The organism is Pantoea sp., from assembly GCF_028283705.1.
Lineage (GTDB): Bacteria > Pseudomonadota > Gammaproteobacteria > Enterobacterales > Enterobacteriaceae > Pantoea.
This window is the reverse complement of sequence record NZ_JAPWKD010000015.1, coordinates 337,567-357,628: the sequence shown is the minus strand read 5'-3', so window position 1 is coordinate 357,628 and position 20,062 is coordinate 337,567. Positions and strand designations below refer to the sequence as shown.

Genomic DNA, 20,062 nt, shown 5'->3' with positions numbered 1-20,062 from the left:
GTTTTCCTTTGCTGTCAGACCTGATGAGGAGTTAACTGCGAAAGCAGAATTTGCCAGCCACCGGCGGTGCGACGCAGTACCAGTGTCGAGAAGCCATAACGTTCTGCTTCTTCACCGGTTTCCAGCCGTCGCACCCGGTTACGGGTGTTGCCAGTCAGGATGGCGATATCACCTTCGACACGGATATCCGGCGGCTCACGTTGAATGGACACAAAGCCCCCCATCCGTTTCACATGTGCCAGAAATTGCGCCTTGTTATGCACCATGCCGGTACTGTGGATATGGATAAGATCCGCTGCCAGCATGTTTTCCAGCGCGGTTAAATCCGCTTCGATGAGCGCGCGTTGACGCTGCTGTTCAAACGCCAGCAATTGATGAATCAGCTCAGTCATCAGATCAACCCCGGATAGGAGCCGCCATCCAGTTGCAGGTTCTGACCCGAAATAAACCCGGCCTGCTGGCTGCACAGAAACGCACAGGCGGCTCCAAATTCAGCCGGTGTGCCGTAGCGTCTGGCGGCAATGGATTGCACATTCCTCTGGCGTGCCTCTTCGCGGCTGATGCCCTCTTTGGCGATCAGGCGCTGCAGCATAAATTCCTGGCGTGGTGTATCGATCCGCTCCGGCAGCAGGTTATTTATGGTGACGTTGTCACGCACCACGTCCTGGCTAATGGCTTTGCACATCGCTGTTAACGCCGCACGCGCCGCGGTGGAGAGTCCCATCATGTAATGCGGCGTTTTCACCATCGCCGAAGTGATATTGATAATGCGGCCAAAGCCCTGTGCCTGCATGGCAGGCAGCCAGGTGCGGATCAGCTGAATCGCGGGAATAAAGTTGGCTTCCATTGCCTCACGCAACGCGCTCGCTTCCCAGTCCGTTAACGCTCCGGGCTGCGGCCCGGCATTGTTGGTAACGAGGATATCGACCTGCGGTAAAGCGCTGATGATGCTGCTACGCCCGGCCTCGGTGGTTAAATCCGCGCAGATATAGCTGATTTCCGCCGCTGGATTCTCCTCACGTAACCGCTGAGCAGCGTCCTGCAATTTGGCTTCATGGCGTCCGTTCAGCGTGACGCGTACCCCTTCTGCCGCCAATGCCTGGGCACATGCCAGCCCCAGCCCCTGTGACGACGCGCAGACAAAAGCGATTTTACGGCGTATGCCCAGATCCATGATTTCTCCCTGCATTGATGGCGTGGATGACGGTGCGATAACGAATAATTAGATATATCTAGTATTACGATATGTCAGAATATTGCACGGCTCGACGCTGCAAAACTAAGAGGCGGGTCACGGATCGTTAACAGGATGTGAAAATGAGAAGTGTTTTGATCGGGGGGAATGTGCGGTTATCAGCATTCTTGCCAACAACCGCACTCAGCGCGCTATGATTATTGCCCGCTGACGGTACCGTTCAGCACCGCGGGCGCGTCGGCTTTCACCAGGAAACAGATCAGCGTGGCATCACGTTCTCCGCGAATATCCGGCAACGATGCCGCATCGCTGACCGCATCACCTTTATGCAACCGCTGCTCACCAATACGCACCACCCCCTCCAGCAGGGTGATCCAGACGGCAAAGCCCTCACGCTGAGGCACCTGAATTTGCTGGTCTCTTTCCAGTTTCAGATCCCAGGCATACACCGCCTGACGTAACGTCAGCGGAGCATCACTGCCTTCCGGTCCGGCCAGTAATGTCCAGTCATTCACTGCCGCGCCTGCTGGCCGGGTGAATTGCTGCACACGCCCTTCACCACCCGCGCTGGCGGGCCGGATGTAAGCCTGCAACATTTCGGTTTCGATCAGCGGTGCCGATTCTTCATGACGCAGACCGTCACCGGCATTCACCACCATCACGCGTTTGGCGTTAAGCGGCGTGCGTTCGCCATCTTCATGCTGATGCTGGGAGGAACCGCGCCAGACGTAAGTGAAGATTTCATCATTCTGATGGCTGTGCATCGGTACGCGTGCGCCGGTTTTCAGCGTCATCTGGTCCACAATCGCCAGCGGCCCAAACGCCTCGCCAGGACGCTGGCGGCGAATGGTAAAAGGACCATATTCAAACAGCTGGTCGCGCTGTGCACGTAACACGTTCATTATCAGCCTCCACAAAATCAGTTTATGGCAACCATGATAGTGACTGGAAAATTGCACACCAGTAGGGGGATTTGCTCGGTTAAATCAAATTTTTTGACAATTGATCATTCGCCATCGTTGCGGAAATTACGTAAAATAAGCGCTTACTTTCCGCAGGCCATACATAATGAATCGGACAGAGCAAATTCTTGCCGCAGCAGAACAATGCATGCGGCTTAAAGGCTTTCACCAGACTTCAATCCAGAATATTGCCCGTGAGGCAAATGTCAGCGTGGGTTTAATTTATAAATATTTCACCAATAAAGAGTCGATTATCGAAGCGCTGGTGTTCAACATCACGCAACGTTTAAAAGAACGCTTAAATGATGATCTGGAAAAAATTGCCAAATCAGGGGGCCAGGCACGCCTGCCTTTGTTTTCCGCTGGGTTGGTACCACGTGAAGTGGAAAATGATATTGTGTTATTAATGGAAATATCGTCTGAATCGATGCGTAACCCGCGCATTATGCAAATCATGACCAATGCCTGGCAAAATCTGAAAGATAATTTTATTGCTAAAGAACAGGCACTTCATCCTGAGAAAGACAGCAATATTATTCATACCCGCTTATATGTGCTGTCACTGATTATTGACGGCATTATTATCCGCCGCAGCATGAAACAACGCGAAATTGCACCGTCTTTTGTGCCATTTTTTGACGGCATTATCAACGATGTGAACAATACCGTTATTAAACAATAAATTAAGGTAATAAATGCTGACTGAGAATTGTGCTCAGACGCGCCAGTTCCTGTTGATCTAAACCATCATCAACAAAAGTACGACAGGCCACACCATCAATCAGCAGTAACAAAAAATGGATCTGATTAAAACGTTGCTCCGCAGTCGCCTGGGGTTCCCGTTGCTGAAATACATTATCCAGCATGGCAATTAATTGTTGCTCTTGCTCAGCGAGAATGTCTCGCACACTGGCATTACGTGAAGCCTCAGAATAGACTTCCAGCAATAAACACTGGTCCTTAATTGACCATCCCTGCCAGAACACCGAATCCCTGTCAATAATATCCGACACCTGCGGTTGCTGGCTGAGTTTATTTTCCAGAAAAGTGCGCCATTCTGTCGCGATGACCTTTACCGTTTCAATCACCAATAATTCTTTGCTGCTGAAGTAACGATATATTTGTGCAGCACCCAGCCCACTTTCAGCACTCATCTCTGCCATGCTGGCACCATGAAAACCAGAACGACTGAAACAGACTTTCGCCGCCGCAATAATCAGCTGTTTGCGCTGGTGCAAAAAATCTTCAAAGTCTTTCCTGGTCAATTTGAAACCCCATCAAAAAAAATGTACGAATTCGTCACCGTGGGCCGATACTTAATCGGCCCACGGGATTTTACAGCTTGAGTTCCGACTCTTTCAATGCGGTCCCGCCACCCATCACTTTGTAGAAGGTGATGAGATTCAGGTAATACGCCTGTTGGGTGGTGACCAGGCTGGTGCGCGCGCTATACAGCGTGCGCTGCGCGGTCAGTGCATCCAGGTATGTATCAATACCGTTGCGGTAACGCAGATCTGCCAGATGGTAGTAAGTCTGCGATGCCGTCACGTTATTACGCTGGCTGGTTAACTCGTCGTTAATGGTGCCACGCCGTGCCAGCGCATCCGCCACTTCCTGGAACGCCGTTTGCACCGCTTTCTCATACGCCGCGACGTAGTATTCCTTCTCCGCTTTGGTGTATTTCAGCTGCGAAATATTGTAGCCACCGGTGAAAATCGGCAGCGAGATGCTCGGCGCAAACGACCAAATCCCGGCACCGTTTTTAAACAGTGAAGAAAGGTCAGAACTGCCCACACCACCGCTGGTGGTCAGCGAGATGGTGGGGAAGAAGTTGGCGCGCGCCGCACCAATACTGGCATTGGCTGACTTCAGGTTATGTTCCGCTTCCAGTACATCCGGACGATTCAACAGCGCGTCTGACGAAATTCCGGCAGGCACCTCACGGAATGCCTGCCCCAGCGCATCAATACCCTGCGGCAACAGGTTATCCGGCACGCTGCGTCCCACCACCAAATCCAGCGCGTTTTTATCCTGTGCGACATCCGTGGTGTAACTGGCCACATCCGCCATCGCCGAATGATAAGTGGTTTCGGCAGAGGAGAGATCCACCATTGAGGCGGTGCCATGTTCCATCTGCTTGCGCGTCACTTCCATCGACTGACGGGCGCTTTCCGCCGTATCTTTGGCGATCGCCAGATTGCTGCGATCGGCCGCCAGCTGAAGCCAGTAATCCGCGGTGTTGTACAGCACCGTCAGGCGCGTACTGCGTGCGCCCTCCAGCGTACCGAGATAAGTTTCATACTGCTCGCGCGTCAGGCTCTGATTCTTACCAAACAGATCCAGCTCGAACGAACTGACGCTGCCTTCGGCTGAATAACTGTTGCTGATCGCCGTCTGATTACCTTCTCCTGTCAGGGCGCGCGAACGGGTGCCACTGACGCCAGCATTGATGGTCGGGAACAGCTCTGAACGTTCCTCACCATACTGGGCGTGGGCGGCTTTGACGCTGGCGACGGCTTCACGCAGATCGCGACTGCTATCCAGCGCCATCGCTACCACCTGACGCAGCTGCGGATCCAGGATATAGGTCTGCCAGCCAATATCACGATAATTGGCCGCCTGCCCCCCCTGCAATGAACGATAAGCCTCACCGGAGGGCATGGTTTTGCTCACCGGGGCTTCCGGACGTTTATAGTCCGGGTCGAGTGAGACACAGCCCGCGAGGAAACAAGGTAAAAAGATCACTAAAAGTTTTGCTGACATGTTATTCCCCCGTCTTCGCAGCAGTTTCAGTGTGGCTTGCATGGCTATGCGGCATCCCAGGGAATACGCGACGGACCAGCACAAAGAACAGCGGGACTAAGAAGATTGCCAACAGCGTGGCGGAAATGGTACCGCCGATAATGCCGGTACCGATGGCAATACGGCTGTTAGCACCCGCACCGGTCGATATCGCCAGCGGCAATACCCCGGCAGTAAACGCCAGCGAGGTCATAATGATCGGACGCAAGCGCATCGATGCCGCGTGCATCGCCGCTTTCACCAGGTTTTCCCCCCTGCGGTAGTTATCTTCAGCAAATTCCACGATCAGGATGGCGTTCTTGGTCGACAGGCCAATGATAGTCAGCAGTGCCACCTGGAAATAAACATCGTTTTCCAGACCGCGCAGTGTAATCGCCAGCAGGGAGCCAAACACGCCCAGCGGCACCACCATCATTACCGAGAACGGCACCGACCAGCTTTCATACAGCGCCGCCAGACACAGGAATACCACCATCAGCGAGATGGCATACAGCGATACCGCCTGGTTACCTGCCAGTCGCTCCTGGTAGGACAAACCGCTCCACGCAAAGGTGGTGCCTTGTGGCAATTTGCTCGCCAGTTTCTCCATCGCCGTCATCGCATCACCGGAACTTTTGCCACTTGCCGACGACCCCTGAATTTCATAGGACGACAGACCGTTGTACCGGGACAGCACATCCGGGCCATAAGTCCAGTGCGAGGAAGAGAATGACGAGAACGGCACCATTGTGGTGTCACCATCGCTGTCAGTACCCGTGACAAACCATTTATCGATATCCTCTGGTTTGCTGCGGAACGCTTCATCACCCTGCATGTAGACCTTTTTCACCCTGCCGCGATCGGTGAAGTCATTGACGTAGGTTCCACCAATGGCGGTACTCAGCGTGCTGTTGATATTACTGATGGTCAGACCGAGCGACTGGGCTTTCTCGTCATCGATATCCACCTGCAACTGCGGCAGATCTGGCAAGGTATTGGCGCGCACGCTGCTCAGCACCGGGTCCTGATTGGCTTGCGCAATCAACTGGTCGCGGAGCTTCAGCAGTTGGTTACGATCGGTGGTGCCACGTCCCTGCAATTCGAAGGTGAAGCCATTCGACTGACCCAAACCTGAGATGGACGGCGGCGACAAGACAAACACCTGCGCATCACGAATACCGGACAGGTTCATCATGGCGCGTCCGGCAATGGCGTCAGCGGTATTGGCCGCGCCCTTACGTTCGCTCCAGTTTTTCAACGAGATAAAGCCCACACCGGCGTTCTGCCCGCTACCGGCAAAGCTGAAGCCGTTCACCAGCATGCTGACGTTGACGTTATCTTTTTCTTTGGTAGCGAAGTATTGCTGGATCTGACGACGGACTTCGCTGGTGCGGTTTTCCGTGGCACCCGGAGCCAGCGTGTACTGCACCATGATGTAGCCCTGGTCTTCAGTCGGCAGGAAGCCGGTCGGCAGACGCAGGTACATAAAGGCACAACCAATCAGCAGCACCGCGTACAGCAGCAGGTAACGCACCGAGCTGTGAATCACATGCCCGACTTTATCGTGATAACGCGCCTGGATTTTCTCGTAGCTGCGGTTAAACCAGCCGAAAAAGCCTTTCTGTCCGCTTTCATGATCGTGCGGTTTCAGCATGGTGGCGCACAGCGCCGGGGTCAGTGTCAGAGCGACAATCACGGACAGCACCATCGAAGACACAATGGTGATGGAAAACTGACGGTAAATAACACCGGTTGAGCCGCTGAAGAAGGTCATAGGCAGGAACACCGCCGACAACACCAGCGCAATACCGATCAGCGCACCGGTGATCTCCTTCATCGATTTTTCGGTCGCTTCCCGTGGCGGCAGATGTTCTTCACGCATCACGCGCTCAACGTTTTCCACCACCACGATGGCGTCATCCACTAATAGCCCGATGGCAAGCACCATCCCAAACATCGTCAGGGTGTTAATCGAGTAGTTAAACACCGCCAGCACACCAAAGGTGCCGAGTAACACCACCGGAACAGCAATCGCCGGGATCAGCGTGGTACGGATGTTTTGCAGGAACACAAACATCACGATCACCACCAGCACAATCGCCTCAACGAGGGTTTTTACCACCTCTTCAATCGAGATCTTAACGAAGTCGGTACTGTCGAGCGGATAGGCGATGTCGTAACCGGTTGGCAGGCTGCTACGGAACTCATCTACCGTAGATTTCACGACCTCAGCGGTGGACAGTGCATTGGCACCGGATGCCAGCTGAATCGCGATACCTGAGGCCGGATGACCATTAGCCAGCACGTTGGCGCTGTAGTCGTCATCACCCATTTCCACCCGCGCGACATCGCTCAGATGCACCACTGAACCATCCGTCTGGCTTTTCAGTACGATGTTGCGGAACTGCTCTGGCGTTTGCAGACGCGAACGGGAACGCACGGTCGCCACCAGTTGCTGCTCTTTACTGGCGGGTTGCGCCCCCAGCTGCCCAGATGATACCTGGGTGTTCTGCGCTTCCAGCGCAGTTTCCACGTCAGAAGGCATCAATGAATAGGAAGCTAATTTCGCCGGGTCCAGCCAGATACGCATCGCGTATTCCGCACCAAACACCTGCACGCTACCCACGCCCGGCAGTCGGGCCAGGGTGTCTTCCATGTTACTGACCAGGTAGTCAGCCACATCCGCTGAGGTGCTTTTGTTGTTTTTATCGTACAGCGCCATGATCAGCAGGAAGTCGCTCTGCGCCTTCTCGACGGTCACGCCCTGCTGGGTCACCGCGTCCGGCAAGCGGCTTTCTGCCTGCTGCACTTTGTTCTGTACCTGTACCTGAGCGATATCAGGGTCAGTGCCCTGTTCGAAGGTCACGGTGATTTTGACCTGGCCGGTGGACGCAGTGCTGGTAGACGAGAAGTACAGCAAGCCGTCAAGACCGGTCAGCTGCTGCTCAATCACCTGGGTCACGCTGCTTTCCAGCGTTTCCGCTGACGCACCAGTATAGGTCGCCTGAATACTGATTTGCGGCGGTGCCACATCAGGGTATTGCGCAATCGGCAGGTTTTTGATGCTGAGGAGACCGAACATCATGATGCAGATGGCAATCACCCAGGCAAACACCGGTCGGCGGATAAAGAACTGAGCCAACATAATCAGTTTCCTCCGGCGGTATTCGCAGGGGTATCAGTCGTGGTGGTGCCTGTTTCTACCGCTTTCACGGTCTGGCCTGGCTGCACTTTGCCTGTGCCTTCGACAATCAGCTTGTCGCCACTTTGCAGGCCACTGTCGATCAGCCATTTGTTGCCAATCACCCGATCGGTCACCACTTCGCGGCTTTCCACTTTGTTGTCTTTATCCACCACCAACGCGGTGGCATTGCCTTTCGCATCACGGGTAATCCCCTGCTGCGGTGCCAGGATCGCATCATTTTTCACACCATTGGTGACACTGGCGCGGACATACATGCCAGGCAGCAGTTGGTGATCCGGGTTGGGGAAGATAGCACGCAGCGTAACGGTACCGGTCGATTCATCCACGGAGACTTCGGTCAGTTCCAGCTTACCGGTGCGATCGTAAGTGGAGCCGTCTTCCAGCTGCACCGTGACTGGCACCTCATCGCTGTTCTGGTTCAGTGACGCCTGCTGGCGTTTCAGCTTCAGCAATTGCACGCTGGACTGGGTCAGATCGACATAAATCGGATCGAGGGCGCGAATCGTCGCCAGCGCCGTGGTCTGCTCGGATGTCACCAGCGCGCCAGGTGTCACCGATGAAATACCAATACGGCCGCTGATCGGCGCTTTGATCTGGGTGTAATTCAGGTTAATACGTGCACTTTCAACCGCCGCTTTGTACTGCGCAACCGAGGCAATATTCTGCTGGTAAGTGGCTTCCGCATCATCGGCATCCTGACGGGAAACACCGTTCTCTTTCACCAGCGCCGCATAACGTTCGGCTTTGAGCTTGCTGCTTTTGACTACCGCGATGGCATTTTTGAGTTGCCCGACCGCTTCGTCATAACTGGCCTGATAACTGGCCGGGTCAATCTGGTAAAGCACCTGACCGGCTTTAACCTCATCGCCCTCAGTGAACAGGCGTTTCTGGATAATCCCTCCCACCTGCGGACGTACATCTGACGTCATGGTACCGGTGACACGCCCTGTCAATTGACTGGTCAGTGTAACCGGTTCTGTTTGCAGCGTTTTTACGCCAACTTCCGTGACCATTGCCCCGGGTTTGTTCTCTGCACTCTGGTCGCAGGCGACAATCAGAAACGCCAGACCTGCAATGACATACCGCTGAAAAACCATCATGGTTAACCCTATAGTGAACGTTCATTCTCAGCGCGAAAGTCTAACAAACAACCGTTGATGGTGTATGTAAGTAAAGTGAAAAGATCGAACGTGCCGCATGATCGGCAACGTTGCGGGATTTCCGGGCGATAACTGATAATTGAACCCCGCAGTGAAATATCGCACCGGATTGTTGCGGCGCAATTTATTGTGCGGGGTTTACCGGCACGGTGCACAGAATTGCGCGATAAATCGCGCCGCTACGGCCCCGTGTGGTTATTGGCCTGGTTGCGACAAGCCAGTTCGATTTATCGCGCAACGCAATGCCAGCTGCGGGCTGGTTAACGGGCGCTGATCTTCGCTGAAATCCTGCGCCGCAATCGCCATCGACACCTGCGCCAGTGCCACATTCACCGCGCCCTGCTGACGCGCCAGCTCCACCGCTTCCTTGATCAGCCGCCGATACCCCAGTTGATCACCGGCTTTAAATGTTGCCCAGGCATCGGGGATCAGGCGCACTTCCGGCTGTTGCCCGTCCCGTGCAGGCGGGCAAAACAAGGCAGTGGTCGCTGCCAGCGTCGATTCCGCCGCGCACAGCACCACGGATTGACCTTCCCGACGGTGTACTTCATCGGCCAGCATGCCGTCAGTGCGCCAGACAACGCAGCCGTTGGCATCGTTGTGGAAACGATCCGCTACCGGCCCCAGGGTAGAACAGGTAATCAGAATCGCATCAAACCAAGGTGTCAGGCTATGCAGCAACGCGGTAAGACGTGTTTGCTGCTCAGACGTCATACCGCCACTCAACTCGGCTTCGGCCAGCAGATGAGGCATCACCAAATGGTTTAAAGCCGTGGATGGCATGCCGAGGCTGGCGGCGGCTTGATCAAAAATAGCGATATTGCTGGCGGCGGTATGTAAACAGGCGATGGTCATAGAAAATCCTTTTTGTGATTATTGGCGGATACTTATCACTATCCTGCTTAGCCACATTGCATTAGTCACGAATTTTCATCAGAATTATTTTACATTGCCATCAGCAGCTTATCGCCCGTCGCTTGCCATTATGGATTCGAATCTCGTTGCGTTTATTATCGCCATCCTGCCGATCGCCTTGTCACCCGGGGCCAGCTTCACGCTGGCGATTAACAATACCCTGACGTCGGGTTACCGTGGTCTGACAGCGATTATTATCGGGACCACTCTGGGTATCTATACCCATGCGCTGTTGATTGGTTCCGGGATCAGTGCCCTGCTATTACGCTCCCCGGCTATTTTTACCCTGCTCAGTTTCGCCGGAGCCATCTATCTCTTCTGGCTCGGATTACAGCTGATTAAACGGGGGCGTAATGTGGCGTCACCTTATGTTTCCCGTCGTCCCCGACAAACCACCCTCTTCGATGCCTGGCTGGCCAATGTGCTGAATCCCAAAGCGGTGATGCTTTATCTCACCGTGGTGTCGCAGTTTGCCGGTAAACAGGCGGCATTGAGTCACTTTCTGCTGTTAGCCACAGTGCATATCCTGATCATGAGTCTGTGGCTGGTGGTGGTATGTTGTGCCCTGCTGACCTCAGCCAGGCTCATCAACATCCAGAAAATTGGTTACTTCATTAACGTGGTGGGGGGTGCGGTGCTGGTGATTTTTGCCCTGCAAAACTTCGTGCAGCTGCTGCTGAAATTGCTGGGATTATCTTAACGCCGCGATAACCTGAGCGGAATACCCGGAGAACGGTGCCCGCGCGCAGCAATTACCCTTATTCATCAAATGAATTTATTTAACCGGTGGTAAAGATGACGATAAGGATTATCCTGGGTAAAATAATAGAACCTCACGATTTTATAGGTTTTTTATTTTTCTGCTGCATAGTTTTTATTTCTCAATGATAAGAAACCCTGCAACGCTGTTAATTTGAGAGTTTCCTCAGACACCAATAAACAACATGCCATGTTATAAGTCACGCGACTGCTCTGCGGTAAGCCCGCCTATAACAGAAGGTTAATGATGATCAGCGCTAATTCAATTTATCGCAAATTACGCTTTCCGTTTAAACTCACCCATGCAGCTTTCAAATACCCGCGGGCTAATGCGCGTGTAAAGCAATACCGGGTGCTGTCTCCCGAGCAGACCATTGACCTGTTGCTGAAAAACGATCACCTGTCTATCAGCCGCTATGGCGATGGCGAGCTGGAGATGACGTTATTCAAAAATATTGGTTTCCAGGCTTTTGATGAGCGCCTTTCCGTTCGTTTAAAAGAAATTATGCAGCGTGGTGTTAATAACAATCCCAGCTGCTTGATTTGTATGCCTGATGCATTTCGTGGCACGGGGAATATGCGGTTCGGTTCGGCCCTGTTCTGGTTTTTCCATAAAGCATTTTGTTTTCTGCGTTATGAGCCATTATTAAGTAGAAAATATCTGTATGGAAATACCTCCGTGACCAGACCGTACCATGATTATAAAGACAAGGCTTTATCCGCAGTGATGTTTGCCAAATTTAAACAGCTCTTTGAAAGTAAGAAAATTTTAATAGTGGAAGGCAGTGGCACGCGTTTAGGTATGGGTAATGACCTGCTGGCCGGGGCGGCAGAAATTAAACGTATCACCACGCTGAATCGTAATGCTTTTTCACTCTACAACGATCTTTACAGTGCCGTGCTGGCACACGGGCGCGATTTCGACCTGGTACTGATTTCACTTGGCCCTACCGCGACGGTGCTGGCCTATGATCTCAGCCAGCAAGGCATTCGCTGCATTGATAGCGGCCATATCGATATTGAGTATGAGTGGATGCGCAGCGCAGCGCGCGACAAAGTGAAGGTCGCCGGAAAAAATGTTAACGAAGCTGGCGTGTTGCTGAGCGATGAGGTACGCGACAATGATGAATATTACCGCAGCCAGATTCTGTTGCATGTGGGGTTGAAACCGGAAGCCGTGCCGACAGCCCAGCCGCTGCGCCAGCCGATGATGTGAATAACTGGGCGGCATATTTTCACCGCAGGCAATCTCAAAAATGGATGATATTGCGATTGCCTGCGGTTAGTGGAATGGATCGCCCTACTTACCGTGGCGCTGGCAAAAAGCGTCAATGTCGCCGGACTGAAAATCCGCCAGATGCGCCATAATCTTCTCCAGCGGCCAGTGCCACCAGGCGATCGCCTGAAGCTGCGCGGCTATGGCTGGCGTAAAGCGCACGCGAATTGGCCTGGCCGGTACGCCGCCTACGATGGTGTAAGGTGGCACATCTTTGCTCACCACTGCCCCTGCCGCCAGCACTGCCCCATCACCCACCGTGACGCCGGGCAATACAATCACCCCATGACCAATCCACACATCATGGCCAATGACCACCCGATCGGCACGGCGATTGGCAAAGAAGGAAGCATCGCGTTGCGCCTGGTCGTCATAATATTCCGGACAATAAGTAAAACGATGCTGTGAAGCCCGATCCATCGGATGATTCGGTGCGCCAATGCGTACCTGATTGGCAATGGCCGTGAAGCGACCAATTTGCGTATCAGCAATACAGCAGTGCTCACCTACGTAAGAGAAATCCCCCAGTTCGCAATATTCAAGGTAACTGTGTGCGAGGATCTCACACTGCTGACCAATGCTGGTCTCACGCATACGCACGCTGGGATCGATGACGGTATGTTGTAATTTGGCCGGTTGCACAGCAGCGAGTGCCATAGCGAAAACTCCGTAGTGGTCAGATGTCTGGATAACCTGGCTGCCACAGGGCAGCGACGAGACATCAATTTAACCGGCCAGGATGACAGCCAGATGGCAAGCAACACCATCCGGACAGAGTCGCTTCTTCACGGATTTTACGGGCGAGCGGCTGTGCCATCCGGCAAACGGGCATTGGTCCAATCCGGGATGCCGCCGGAAACCGGATATTTCGCTGCCTGTTTGAGGTCGATATCCACGCCGAGTCCCGGACGGTCACTCAAATAGGCATAGCCACGATCAATTTCAGGACAACCGGGGAAGACCTCCTGTAATGCCTCATTGACTGGCGTGTATTCCTGAATGCCCAGATTGGTGATACTCATATCGATATGCAGATTGGCCGCCACACCGACTGGTGAGATATCGCCAGGGCCGTGCCAGGCGGTTCTGACACCGTATAACTCGGCAAAAGTCGCCAGCTTTTTCGCCGGAGTGATGCCGCCAATGGTGCTGACATGACAGCGAATATAATCAATTAACTGATGCTGGATCAGCGGCTTCCACTCGTTGATCTGAGTAAAAAGTTCCCCCATCGCCACCGGTGTGCTGCTCTGGGCCCGCAGTTTGCTTAACCAGTCGATATTTTCCGGGGCCACCGGATCCTCAAGGAAGAACAGCTGGTAAGGTTCCAGTGATTTTGCCATCTGCACCGCTGCAATCGGCGTGATACGTTCATGCACGTCATGGATAAATTCCACACCAAAACCAAGCTTGTTACGCAGATGATCAAACAGACGTGGCACGGCACGCGCGTAGGCATCGGGGTCAAAATAGACGCCATGCGTCTGGCTACGTGGTGACACTTTGGGCTGAATATTTTTCGCACGCGACAATTTTCCCGCAATCAGGCGCAGGTCATCAGTACCGGCTCCTCCGTACATCCCCATCTGGCAACGCACGTACTGGTAACCCTCTTCCATACGCGCGCGGATATTGTCCTCCACTTCGATCTCATCCGCGCCGTCGCAGTGGCGATAAAGGGCGATGCCGTCACGACATCTACCGCCCAACAACTCATACACGGGCAGGTTAGCGAGCTTTCCTTTCAGATCCCACAACGCCATATCCATACCCGACAGTGCGTTGTTCATCACCGGGCCATTACGCCAGTAACCACTCACGGCGGCAGATTGCCACAGGTCTTCAATACGCGACGGGTCTTTGCCAAGCAAAAAAGGCTTGATGTAACTCTCGATAGCGGCGGCCACGGCATATATACGCTGGGTGAAGGTCGCGCAACCCAGGCCGTACAGTCCCGGTTCGCTGGTTTCGATTTTCACCACTACCAGATCAATGCCACCGGGAGCCGTGAGTATGGTTTTGACGTCAGTAATTTTCAGCTCACTCATGAAATCCTCACTTATCCTGTATGATGTCCTACATGTTGAATGAATTAAAAAGCCCGCAATGGGCTTTTTTTTAAGCGTTGTGACGCACGTCTTCGATGGCATGCACGTTATGCGTCATGGCGCTGTTTAATGTCTCCGTCGCCAATGCAGCATCGCGATTTTTAAGCGCCATAAACACCTTGATATGGGCCTCTACGCTTTCAATCGTAATGCCCAGCACCCGGTTCAGTTCCTCAAGATAATGCACGTATATCCCTTTCAGGGATTCCATCACGTGAATAAAGACTTTGTTGTGGGATGCCTTAACAATCGCCAGATGAAAGTCATAATCAGCCAGTGAGTATTTTTTATAATCGTCGCGACTAATCAGCATCCGATTCAGCGCCTTTTCCAGCGTCTGGACATCTTCATCGGTGGCGTTCTTTACCGCCAACTCCATACAGCGGAACTCGACAGTCTGGCGGAACACCCGCATATCGTCGAACTCTTCCTGTGACAGATGCAGGATGGGCGCGTTGTCACTGAAGGCATCATAGCGCGCCAGATCGCGGGTCACATACGTCCCCTTTCCCTGATGCGTCACCACCACACCCAGATCACGCAGTTTCTGCACCGCGCTCCTGACACTGACCCGGCTCACCTGAAATGTTGCGGTCAGCTCCGCCTCAGAAGGCAGCTTACAGCCGGACTCCCAGACGCCGTTCTGAATGTTTTGCTTCATCTGCTCATAAATAACGTCAACGACATTATGTTTTTGGATACTTTCAAGACTCACCGGGCGCTCTCACTTGTCCTACATGTGTCAGGTTTTAACGTTTCAGCGCCCGCCTGACAAGGAAAAATTATTCCCCCTTCGGCATAGCATTTTATTAAATTAACTATTTTATGATTAATTTCAATTAGTTAAATATAAATCCTTGTTTCCCATCCTCAATATTACTCAGCAAAAATGTGACTCATCCTGCAATTACTCGCCATCGGAATTGCTGTCGATTATCGCTTAACGTACAACGTCACCATACAACTTGTTAGTCATGTTACATCAGGGAATAAATTTCTATGCAAAGCTTATTTAACCTCAGCGGCAAAACGGCACTGATCACCGGCTCTACCCGCGGTCTGGGATTTGCCTACGCACAGGGGCTCGCCCAGGCGGGTGCCAGCGTCATCCTCAATGGCACCCGTGAAGAACATATGCATCATGCGCTGGAATCTCTGAAGGCACAGGGCTACGAGGCACGCGGATTTCTGTTTAACGTGGCCAATGAAGCAGAAATTGAAGCGGTTTTCGCCCGGCTGGATGCCGAACAGATTGCCGTTGATATCGTCATCAATAACGCTGGCATCCAGTTCCGCAAACCGATGCTGGAGCTGGCGCTGGCTGACTGGCAGCGCGTACTGGATGTCAATCTGACCAGTGCCTTCCTGGTCGCTCGCGCAGCGGCCCGTCGTATGGTGGCTCGCCATCGCGGTGGCAAAATCATCAATATCGGCTCTCTGACCAGTGAAGCGGCACGCGCCACGGTTGCGCCTTACACAGCCGCCAAAGGGGGCATCAAACTGCTGACGAAATCCATGGCGGCCGAATGGGCGGCATTCAATATTCAGACCAACGGTATCGGGCCGGGCTACATCCTCACCGATATGAACGCGGCATTGGTCGATAACGAAGAATTCAACAAGTGGGTGTGCAGCAGCAACCCTTCCGGCCGCTGGGGCAAGCCAGAAGAACTGGTGGGCACCGCAGTGTATCTGGCTTCTGCCGCCTCCGATTATGTTAACGGCCAGATGATCTACGTGGATGGTGGCTGGCTGGCCACGTTATAAACCCCTCGTCACTTCACCGATAAAAACCCTTCACGGTAAAGGCTGAATATGAAACCGACCCGTACCCGACTTTCTGTTCTGGCAATGCTATTTGTTGTCACTGCCATTAACTATATGGACCGTGCCAACCTGTCCGTTGCCGGCTCTCACATCCAGGGAGAATTCTTCCTGTCAGCAACCCAGCTGGGATTGTTGTTTTCCATGTTTACCTGGTTCTATGCCATGAGTCAGATCCCGGTCGGCTACCTGCTCGACCGCATTGGTTCACGCTGGCTGTACGGCAGCGCCATTGTGCTATGGAGCCTCTTCACACTGTTAATGGGGCTGGCGTCTCATCACTTTTTCACCACAGCCACCGCATCATTTATGATGTTACTGGTCTGCCGTGCCCTGATTGGTGTTGCGGAAGCGCCCTCTTTTCCCTCCAATACCAAAATCATTGCCACCTGGTTTCCCGATCATGAACGCGCCCGCGCCACGGCCACGTATTCCAGTGCGCAATATATTGGCCTGGCACTGTTGACTCCGGCGCTGTCATTTATCGTCAGCCAGTGGGGATGGGAGATGTCGTTCTATATCTCGGGACTGATCGGTATCGTGTTTGGCATTTACTGGCTGGTCGCCTATCGCGATCCGCAGCACAGCGTCCGTGTTAACCAGGCGGAACTGGAAGTGATTCGTCAGGGGGGCGGCTATGGTTCCTCTGGTCAGCTGAGTCAAAACCCCAGCGTTAACTGGCAATCGGTGCGTTATATTCTGCGTCAGCGTATCACCTGGGGGCTGTTTATTGCCCAGTTTGCCGCCTCCTCAACCCTCTACTTTTTCCTGACGTGGTTTATCGTTTATCTGGAGAAAGGGTTGCACCTGTCGATTGATAAAGCCGGTATCGGTGCCATGTTTCCTTATCTGATGGCAATGGCCGGTGTGCTGTGCGGGGGGACGCTGAGCGATATGCTGCTGAAACGCGGCCACTCCCGTACCTTCTCGCGCAAACTACCGGTGATGGCCGGTATGCTGCTGACCTGCTCTATCGCCCTGGTGAACTTCTTTCAGGATCAGCCGGTGATCGCCATCGCCATTTTGTCTATCGCCTTCTTTGCCAACGCGTTTTCTAATCTTGGCTGGGTGGTGTGCAGCGATGTCATTCCCCGTCACCTGATCGGCACCATTGGCGGCTTCCTGAATATCTTCGGCAATCTCTCCGGCATTGTGAGTCCCATCATCATTGGCGTCATTCTGCAGCGGACCCAGAATTTCCAATACGCGATGTGGTATATCGCCGCCGTTGCGCTGTGCGGCTTTCTCGCTTATCTGCTGCTGGTCGGAAGAATTGAAGTACTGACGCCGCCCGCCGAACAATCGCAGGACAAGGCAGAAGAACATTTTGATACCCAATCCAACGTACAGAGAGAAGCATGATGCAGCAGAAAACAGTTAAAGCCGTTGTCGTCAGCGGCGCACATCAGGTGCACTGTGAAAACCGTGCTATTGAGTGGCATGACGATCAGGTACTGGTGCGTGTTGAACGTGGCGGGATTTGCGGTTCAGATATCCATTATTATCAGCATGGTCGCGCCGGGATGTCAGTGTTGAAAGCACCGATGGTGCTGGGGCATGAATTTGTCGGCATTATCGATCAGGCACCTGCGGAGAGCGGTTTACGGCCAGGTCAGCGCGTAGCGATCAACCCCTCGCAGCCCTGCCAGCAGTGCGCGTTGTGTCTGGAGGGTAAACAGAATCTGTGCCGTTCGATGCGTTTTATGGGCAGCGCGCAGTTTTTTCCCCATGTGAATGGGGGATTTGCTGAATATGTTGCCGTCAATCCGGTGCAGTGTGTGCCTTACGACGCCAGCGTGGCGGCGAAGGTCATCGCATTTGCGGAACCGCTGGCGGTGTGTATCCATGCGGTGCGCCAGGCGGGCGACCTGACCGGCAAACGGGTGCTGGTCACCGGTGCGGGTCCGATCGGTTGTCTGGTGATTGCTGCGGCTCTGGCCTCAGGTGCGACCGAGGTGATGGCGACCGACATCAGTGAACGTTGTCGTGAGCTGGCACATCAAATGGGAGCCTCGCTGACGGCAGATCCGCGCGTAACGGACATCACCGCTGGCTGGACGGAAAATGGCGGTGCCTTTGATGTCTGCTTTGAGGCCTCCGGCGCAGCCTCGGCCGTCGCATCTGCCGTCAGCTTTACCCGGCCCGGCGGCATCATTGTCCAGCTCGGAATGGGCACCCCTGAAGTGAATTACCCTGTCGGCCCGCTGCTGGTCAAAGAAGTCCAGCTGCGCGGTTCTTTCCGCTTTACCAGTGAGTTCACTACTGCCGTGCGCTGGCTGGAATCAGGCAAAATAAAGCCACTGCCACTGCTCACCGCCGAAATTGCAATGACGGAAGCGGTTAGCGCGCTGGATCTGGCCGCCGATAAAGAGCGGGCAGCCAAAGTGCAGCTGGTGTTTTAATCATCTGATAGCGGATTTTAATCTGTGAAAGAATCGCGCCGCACCAACCGGGCGCGATTCTTTTACTGTTTCAGCAGTTGCTGCCCGGCATTCTTTTCCAGCCGATAGACATTGAACAGCGAACAGGCCACCAGCAATGACACGCCGATAAAAGCCACGTTCACATCCGTCTGGCCTGGCACGCTACTCTCCCGCCATCCCATTGAGATACGCATCAGCAGCGCGGCAATCGCGATCCCGGCACTCATGCTGAACTGGAAGAAGATACTGAAAATTACCGACGCATCCGCCATCTTTTCCTGCGGTACATCGGCGAATCCGAGGCTGTTATAGCAACTGAACTGCAGCGAGCGCGTCAGGCCACCAATAAACAGAATGGTGGCGATGGCGAAATAGCTAAGTGAGGGGCTGAGCAGCACACAGCTAAGAATCGCCAGCAGACTAATCAAACCATTCCACAGCAGGATGCGGCGGAAACCAAAACGATTCATCAGCCAGGTGGTGGCAGGCTTCATCGCCAGATTACCGGCAAACACCCACAACACCATCGATCCTGCCTGCACCGCACTCCAGCCAAAACTCAACTGAAACAGCAGCGGCAGCAGGAAGGGAATGGCGTTGATGGAGGCACGGAAATACGATCCGGCAATCGCCGTACTGCGGAAGGTTGGAATCGACAGCGTGCCGAAAGGCAACAACGGTGTCGGATGGTGCAGACTGTGGCGGTAGGTCAGTACCGCACTGACGATACCCACCGCCATCAGCAACAATCCGCTGGTCAGCTCGCTGTGTCCCAGCAATTCCAGCCCGGTGACCAGTGCAACACAGGCTAACGCGGTATAAACAAAGCCGAGGCCATCAAACGGTCGCGCTGAGGTGTTATGGGTTTTCGGTACCAGCCTGAAGGTGGCCAGCAGCGCCAGTATGCCTAACGGGATATTCAGCCAGAAGATCCACGACCAATGGCCATAAGTGACGATAAAACCACCCAACGGCGGCCCCAGCACCGGCGCAATCAAGCCAGGCCAGGTAATCACCGCGATAGTTTTCACCATGTGTTTTTTCGCCGTGACACCCAGCACCACCATACGCCCAACCGGCACCATCAAGGCACCACCGATCCCCTGCAACACTCGGCTAAAGGTGAAGAATGGCAGATTGTCGCTGACGCCGCACAACACCGACGCCAGGGTAAACAACAGAATGGCGGCAGCAAACAGATTACGCGCCCCGATGCGTCCCGCCAGCCAGCCGCTGATCGGGATAAATATCGCCACCGCTAACAAATAGGCGCTGATGCCGACGTTGAGCGCCACCGGGCCAACGGCAAACTCATGTGCCATTTGCGGTATCGCGGTGACAATCACCGTGGCATCGAGGTTTTCCATAAAAAAGGTCAGCGCCACCAGCAGCGCCAGCCAGAGCGGACTGCCTGCTGTTGAGGGGGTTTGCGACGAGGGGTGAGACATTCCTGC

The 20,062-nt window shown here is 53.8% G+C and carries 18 protein-coding genes and 1 pseudogene; 7 read left to right on the top strand and 12 right to left on the bottom strand.

The window, feature by feature from the left end; translation table 11 throughout:
• Positions 1-14: 14 nt before the first annotated feature.
• The 3 genes from PW844_RS14415 to PW844_RS14405 form a co-directional block, all read right to left on the bottom strand.
• Complete coding sequence (locus tag PW844_RS14415) at positions 15-392, bottom strand: nuclear transport factor 2 family protein (protein WP_299452850.1); 378 nt, start codon at positions 390-392, stop codon at positions 15-17.
• Positions 392-1,174 (bottom strand): SDR family oxidoreductase, encoded by a 783-nt coding sequence (locus PW844_RS14410; protein ID WP_299452847.1) that lies wholly within the window; start codon positions 1,172-1,174, stop codon positions 392-394. Before PW844_RS14410 ends, PW844_RS14415 begins: the two co-directional genes overlap by 1 nt.
• 218 nt (positions 1,175-1,392) lie before the next feature.
• Positions 1,393-2,097, bottom strand: a complete 705-nt coding sequence (locus PW844_RS14405) for a pirin family protein (protein WP_299452845.1) — start codon at positions 2,095-2,097, stop codon at positions 1,393-1,395.
• 166 nt (positions 2,098-2,263) lie between these two features.
• On the opposite strand from PW844_RS14405, the pseudogene PW844_RS14400 reads away from it, so the two are divergent.
• Positions 2,264-2,410, top strand: a pseudogene (locus PW844_RS14400) (helix-turn-helix domain-containing protein); the annotation flags it as partial.
• A 12-nt stretch (positions 2,411-2,422) separates the two neighbouring features.
• Positions 2,423-2,839, top strand: a complete 417-nt coding sequence (locus tag PW844_RS14395; RefSeq protein ID WP_299453214.1) for a TetR/AcrR family transcriptional regulator — start codon at positions 2,423-2,425, stop codon at positions 2,837-2,839.
• 1 nt (position 2,840) lies between these two features.
• Here the strand turns inward: PW844_RS14395 and PW844_RS14390 are convergent, their stop codons facing one another.
• The 5 genes from PW844_RS14390 to PW844_RS14370 all read right to left on the bottom strand — a co-directional run bounded on the left by PW844_RS14390 (position 2,841) and on the right by PW844_RS14370 (position 10,158).
• Positions 2,841-3,422, bottom strand: coding sequence for a TetR/AcrR family transcriptional regulator (locus tag PW844_RS14390; protein WP_299452843.1), 582 nt, complete (start codon positions 3,420-3,422; stop codon positions 2,841-2,843).
• Positions 3,423-3,492: 70 nt separating this feature from the next.
• Entirely contained in the window at positions 3,493-4,920 is a 1,428-nt protein-coding gene (locus PW844_RS14385; RefSeq protein ID WP_299452840.1) for an efflux transporter outer membrane subunit, read from the bottom strand.
• A gap of 1 nt (position 4,921) precedes the next feature.
• Positions 4,922-8,083 (bottom strand): efflux RND transporter permease subunit, encoded by a 3,162-nt coding sequence (locus PW844_RS14380; protein ID WP_299452838.1) that lies wholly within the window; start codon positions 8,081-8,083, stop codon positions 4,922-4,924.
• A gap of 2 nt (positions 8,084-8,085) precedes the next feature.
• Entirely contained in the window at positions 8,086-9,243 is a 1,158-nt protein-coding gene (locus tag PW844_RS14375; protein ID WP_299452835.1) for an efflux RND transporter periplasmic adaptor subunit, read from the bottom strand.
• Between the two features lie 255 nt (positions 9,244-9,498).
• The gene (locus PW844_RS14370; RefSeq protein ID WP_299452833.1) at positions 9,499-10,158 is read right to left on the bottom strand and encodes a glutamate racemase; all 660 of its coding nucleotides are present in this window, start codon (positions 10,156-10,158) and stop codon (positions 9,499-9,501) included.
• A gap of 130 nt (positions 10,159-10,288) precedes the next feature.
• Between PW844_RS14370 and PW844_RS14365 the strand changes: the two genes are divergently transcribed.
• Both PW844_RS14365 and PW844_RS14360 read left to right on the top strand, forming a co-directional pair.
• The gene (locus PW844_RS14365; protein ID WP_299452831.1) at positions 10,289-10,918 is read left to right on the top strand and encodes a LysE family translocator; all 630 of its coding nucleotides are present in this window, start codon (positions 10,289-10,291) and stop codon (positions 10,916-10,918) included.
• Between the two features lie 306 nt (positions 10,919-11,224).
• Entirely contained in the window at positions 11,225-12,193 is a 969-nt protein-coding gene (locus PW844_RS14360) for a GT-D fold domain-containing glycosyltransferase (protein WP_299453198.1), read from the top strand.
• An 84-nt stretch (positions 12,194-12,277) separates the two neighbouring features.
• On the opposite strand, the gene PW844_RS14355 is transcribed toward PW844_RS14360, so the two are convergent.
• The 3 genes from PW844_RS14355 to PW844_RS14345 form a co-directional block, all read right to left on the bottom strand.
• Positions 12,278-12,910, bottom strand: a complete 633-nt coding sequence (locus PW844_RS14355) for a DapH/DapD/GlmU-related protein (RefSeq protein WP_299452829.1) — start codon at positions 12,908-12,910, stop codon at positions 12,278-12,280.
• A gap of 137 nt (positions 12,911-13,047) precedes the next feature.
• Positions 13,048-14,301 carry an enolase C-terminal domain-like protein gene (locus PW844_RS14350; protein ID WP_299452826.1) on the bottom strand — a complete coding sequence of 418 codons (1,254 nt, stop codon included), beginning with the start codon at positions 14,299-14,301 and terminating at the stop codon, positions 13,048-13,050.
• Positions 14,302-14,371: 70 nt separating this feature from the next.
• Complete coding sequence (locus tag PW844_RS14345; RefSeq protein ID WP_299452824.1) at positions 14,372-15,076, bottom strand: FadR/GntR family transcriptional regulator; 705 nt, start codon at positions 15,074-15,076, stop codon at positions 14,372-14,374.
• A gap of 284 nt (positions 15,077-15,360) precedes the next feature.
• Here PW844_RS14345 and PW844_RS14340 point away from each other — a divergent pair, with 284 nt between their 5' ends.
• From PW844_RS14340 to idnD, 3 genes are read left to right on the top strand one after another with little or no spacing between them, the layout of a single operon-like run.
• Positions 15,361-16,128: an SDR family oxidoreductase gene (locus PW844_RS14340; RefSeq protein WP_299452821.1), complete on the top strand. Its 768-nt coding sequence runs from the start codon at positions 15,361-15,363 to the stop codon at positions 16,126-16,128.
• 48 nt (positions 16,129-16,176) lie between these two features.
• Positions 16,177-17,547 (top strand): MFS transporter, encoded by a 1,371-nt coding sequence (locus PW844_RS14335; protein ID WP_299452818.1) that lies wholly within the window; start codon positions 16,177-16,179, stop codon positions 17,545-17,547.
• Positions 17,547-18,587, top strand: coding sequence for an L-idonate 5-dehydrogenase (idnD, locus tag PW844_RS14330; RefSeq protein WP_299453195.1), 1,041 nt, complete (start codon positions 17,547-17,549; stop codon positions 18,585-18,587). Before PW844_RS14335 ends, idnD begins: the two co-directional genes overlap by 1 nt.
• A 62-nt stretch (positions 18,588-18,649) precedes the next feature.
• On the opposite strand, the gene PW844_RS14325 is transcribed toward idnD, so the two are convergent.
• Positions 18,650-20,056: an MFS transporter gene (locus PW844_RS14325; protein ID WP_299452816.1), complete on the bottom strand. Its 1,407-nt coding sequence runs from the start codon at positions 20,054-20,056 to the stop codon at positions 18,650-18,652.
• Positions 20,057-20,062 lie beyond the last annotated feature (6 nt).

What these genes read in the sequence shown, in the direction of transcription:
- PW844_RS14410 (WP_299452847.1), bottom strand. Translation starts at nt 1,174, where the DNA reads ATGGATCTGGGCATACGCCGTAAAATCGCTTTTGTCTGCGCGTCGTCA.
- PW844_RS14385 (WP_299452840.1), bottom strand. Translation starts at nt 4,920, where the DNA reads ATGTCAGCAAAACTTTTAGTGATCTTTTTACCTTGTTTCCTCGCGGGC.
- PW844_RS14325 (WP_299452816.1), bottom strand. Translation starts at nt 20,056, where the DNA reads ATGTCTCACCCCTCGTCGCAAACCCCCTCAACAGCAGGCAGTCCGCTC.
- PW844_RS14350 (WP_299452826.1), bottom strand. Translation starts at nt 14,301, where the DNA reads ATGAGTGAGCTGAAAATTACTGACGTCAAAACCATACTCACGGCTCCC.
- PW844_RS14365 (WP_299452831.1), top strand. Translation starts at nt 10,289, where the DNA reads ATGGATTCGAATCTCGTTGCGTTTATTATCGCCATCCTGCCGATCGCC.
- PW844_RS14375 (WP_299452835.1), bottom strand. Translation starts at nt 9,243, where the DNA reads ATGATGGTTTTTCAGCGGTATGTCATTGCAGGTCTGGCGTTTCTGATT.
- idnD (WP_299453195.1), top strand. Translation starts at nt 17,547, where the DNA reads ATGCAGCAGAAAACAGTTAAAGCCGTTGTCGTCAGCGGCGCACATCAG.
- PW844_RS14335 (WP_299452818.1), top strand. Translation starts at nt 16,177, where the DNA reads ATGAAACCGACCCGTACCCGACTTTCTGTTCTGGCAATGCTATTTGTT.
- PW844_RS14355 (WP_299452829.1), bottom strand. Translation starts at nt 12,910, where the DNA reads ATGGCACTCGCTGCTGTGCAACCGGCCAAATTACAACATACCGTCATC.
- PW844_RS14370 (WP_299452833.1), bottom strand. Translation starts at nt 10,158, where the DNA reads ATGACCATCGCCTGTTTACATACCGCCGCCAGCAATATCGCTATTTTT.
- PW844_RS14405 (WP_299452845.1), bottom strand. Translation starts at nt 2,097, where the DNA reads ATGAACGTGTTACGTGCACAGCGCGACCAGCTGTTTGAATATGGTCCT.
- PW844_RS14380 (WP_299452838.1), bottom strand. Translation starts at nt 8,083, where the DNA reads ATGTTGGCTCAGTTCTTTATCCGCCGACCGGTGTTTGCCTGGGTGATT.
- PW844_RS14340 (WP_299452821.1), top strand. Translation starts at nt 15,361, where the DNA reads ATGCAAAGCTTATTTAACCTCAGCGGCAAAACGGCACTGATCACCGGC.
- PW844_RS14360 (WP_299453198.1), top strand. Translation starts at nt 11,225, where the DNA reads ATGATCAGCGCTAATTCAATTTATCGCAAATTACGCTTTCCGTTTAAA.
- PW844_RS14415 (WP_299452850.1), bottom strand. Translation starts at nt 392, where the DNA reads ATGACTGAGCTGATTCATCAATTGCTGGCGTTTGAACAGCAGCGTCAA.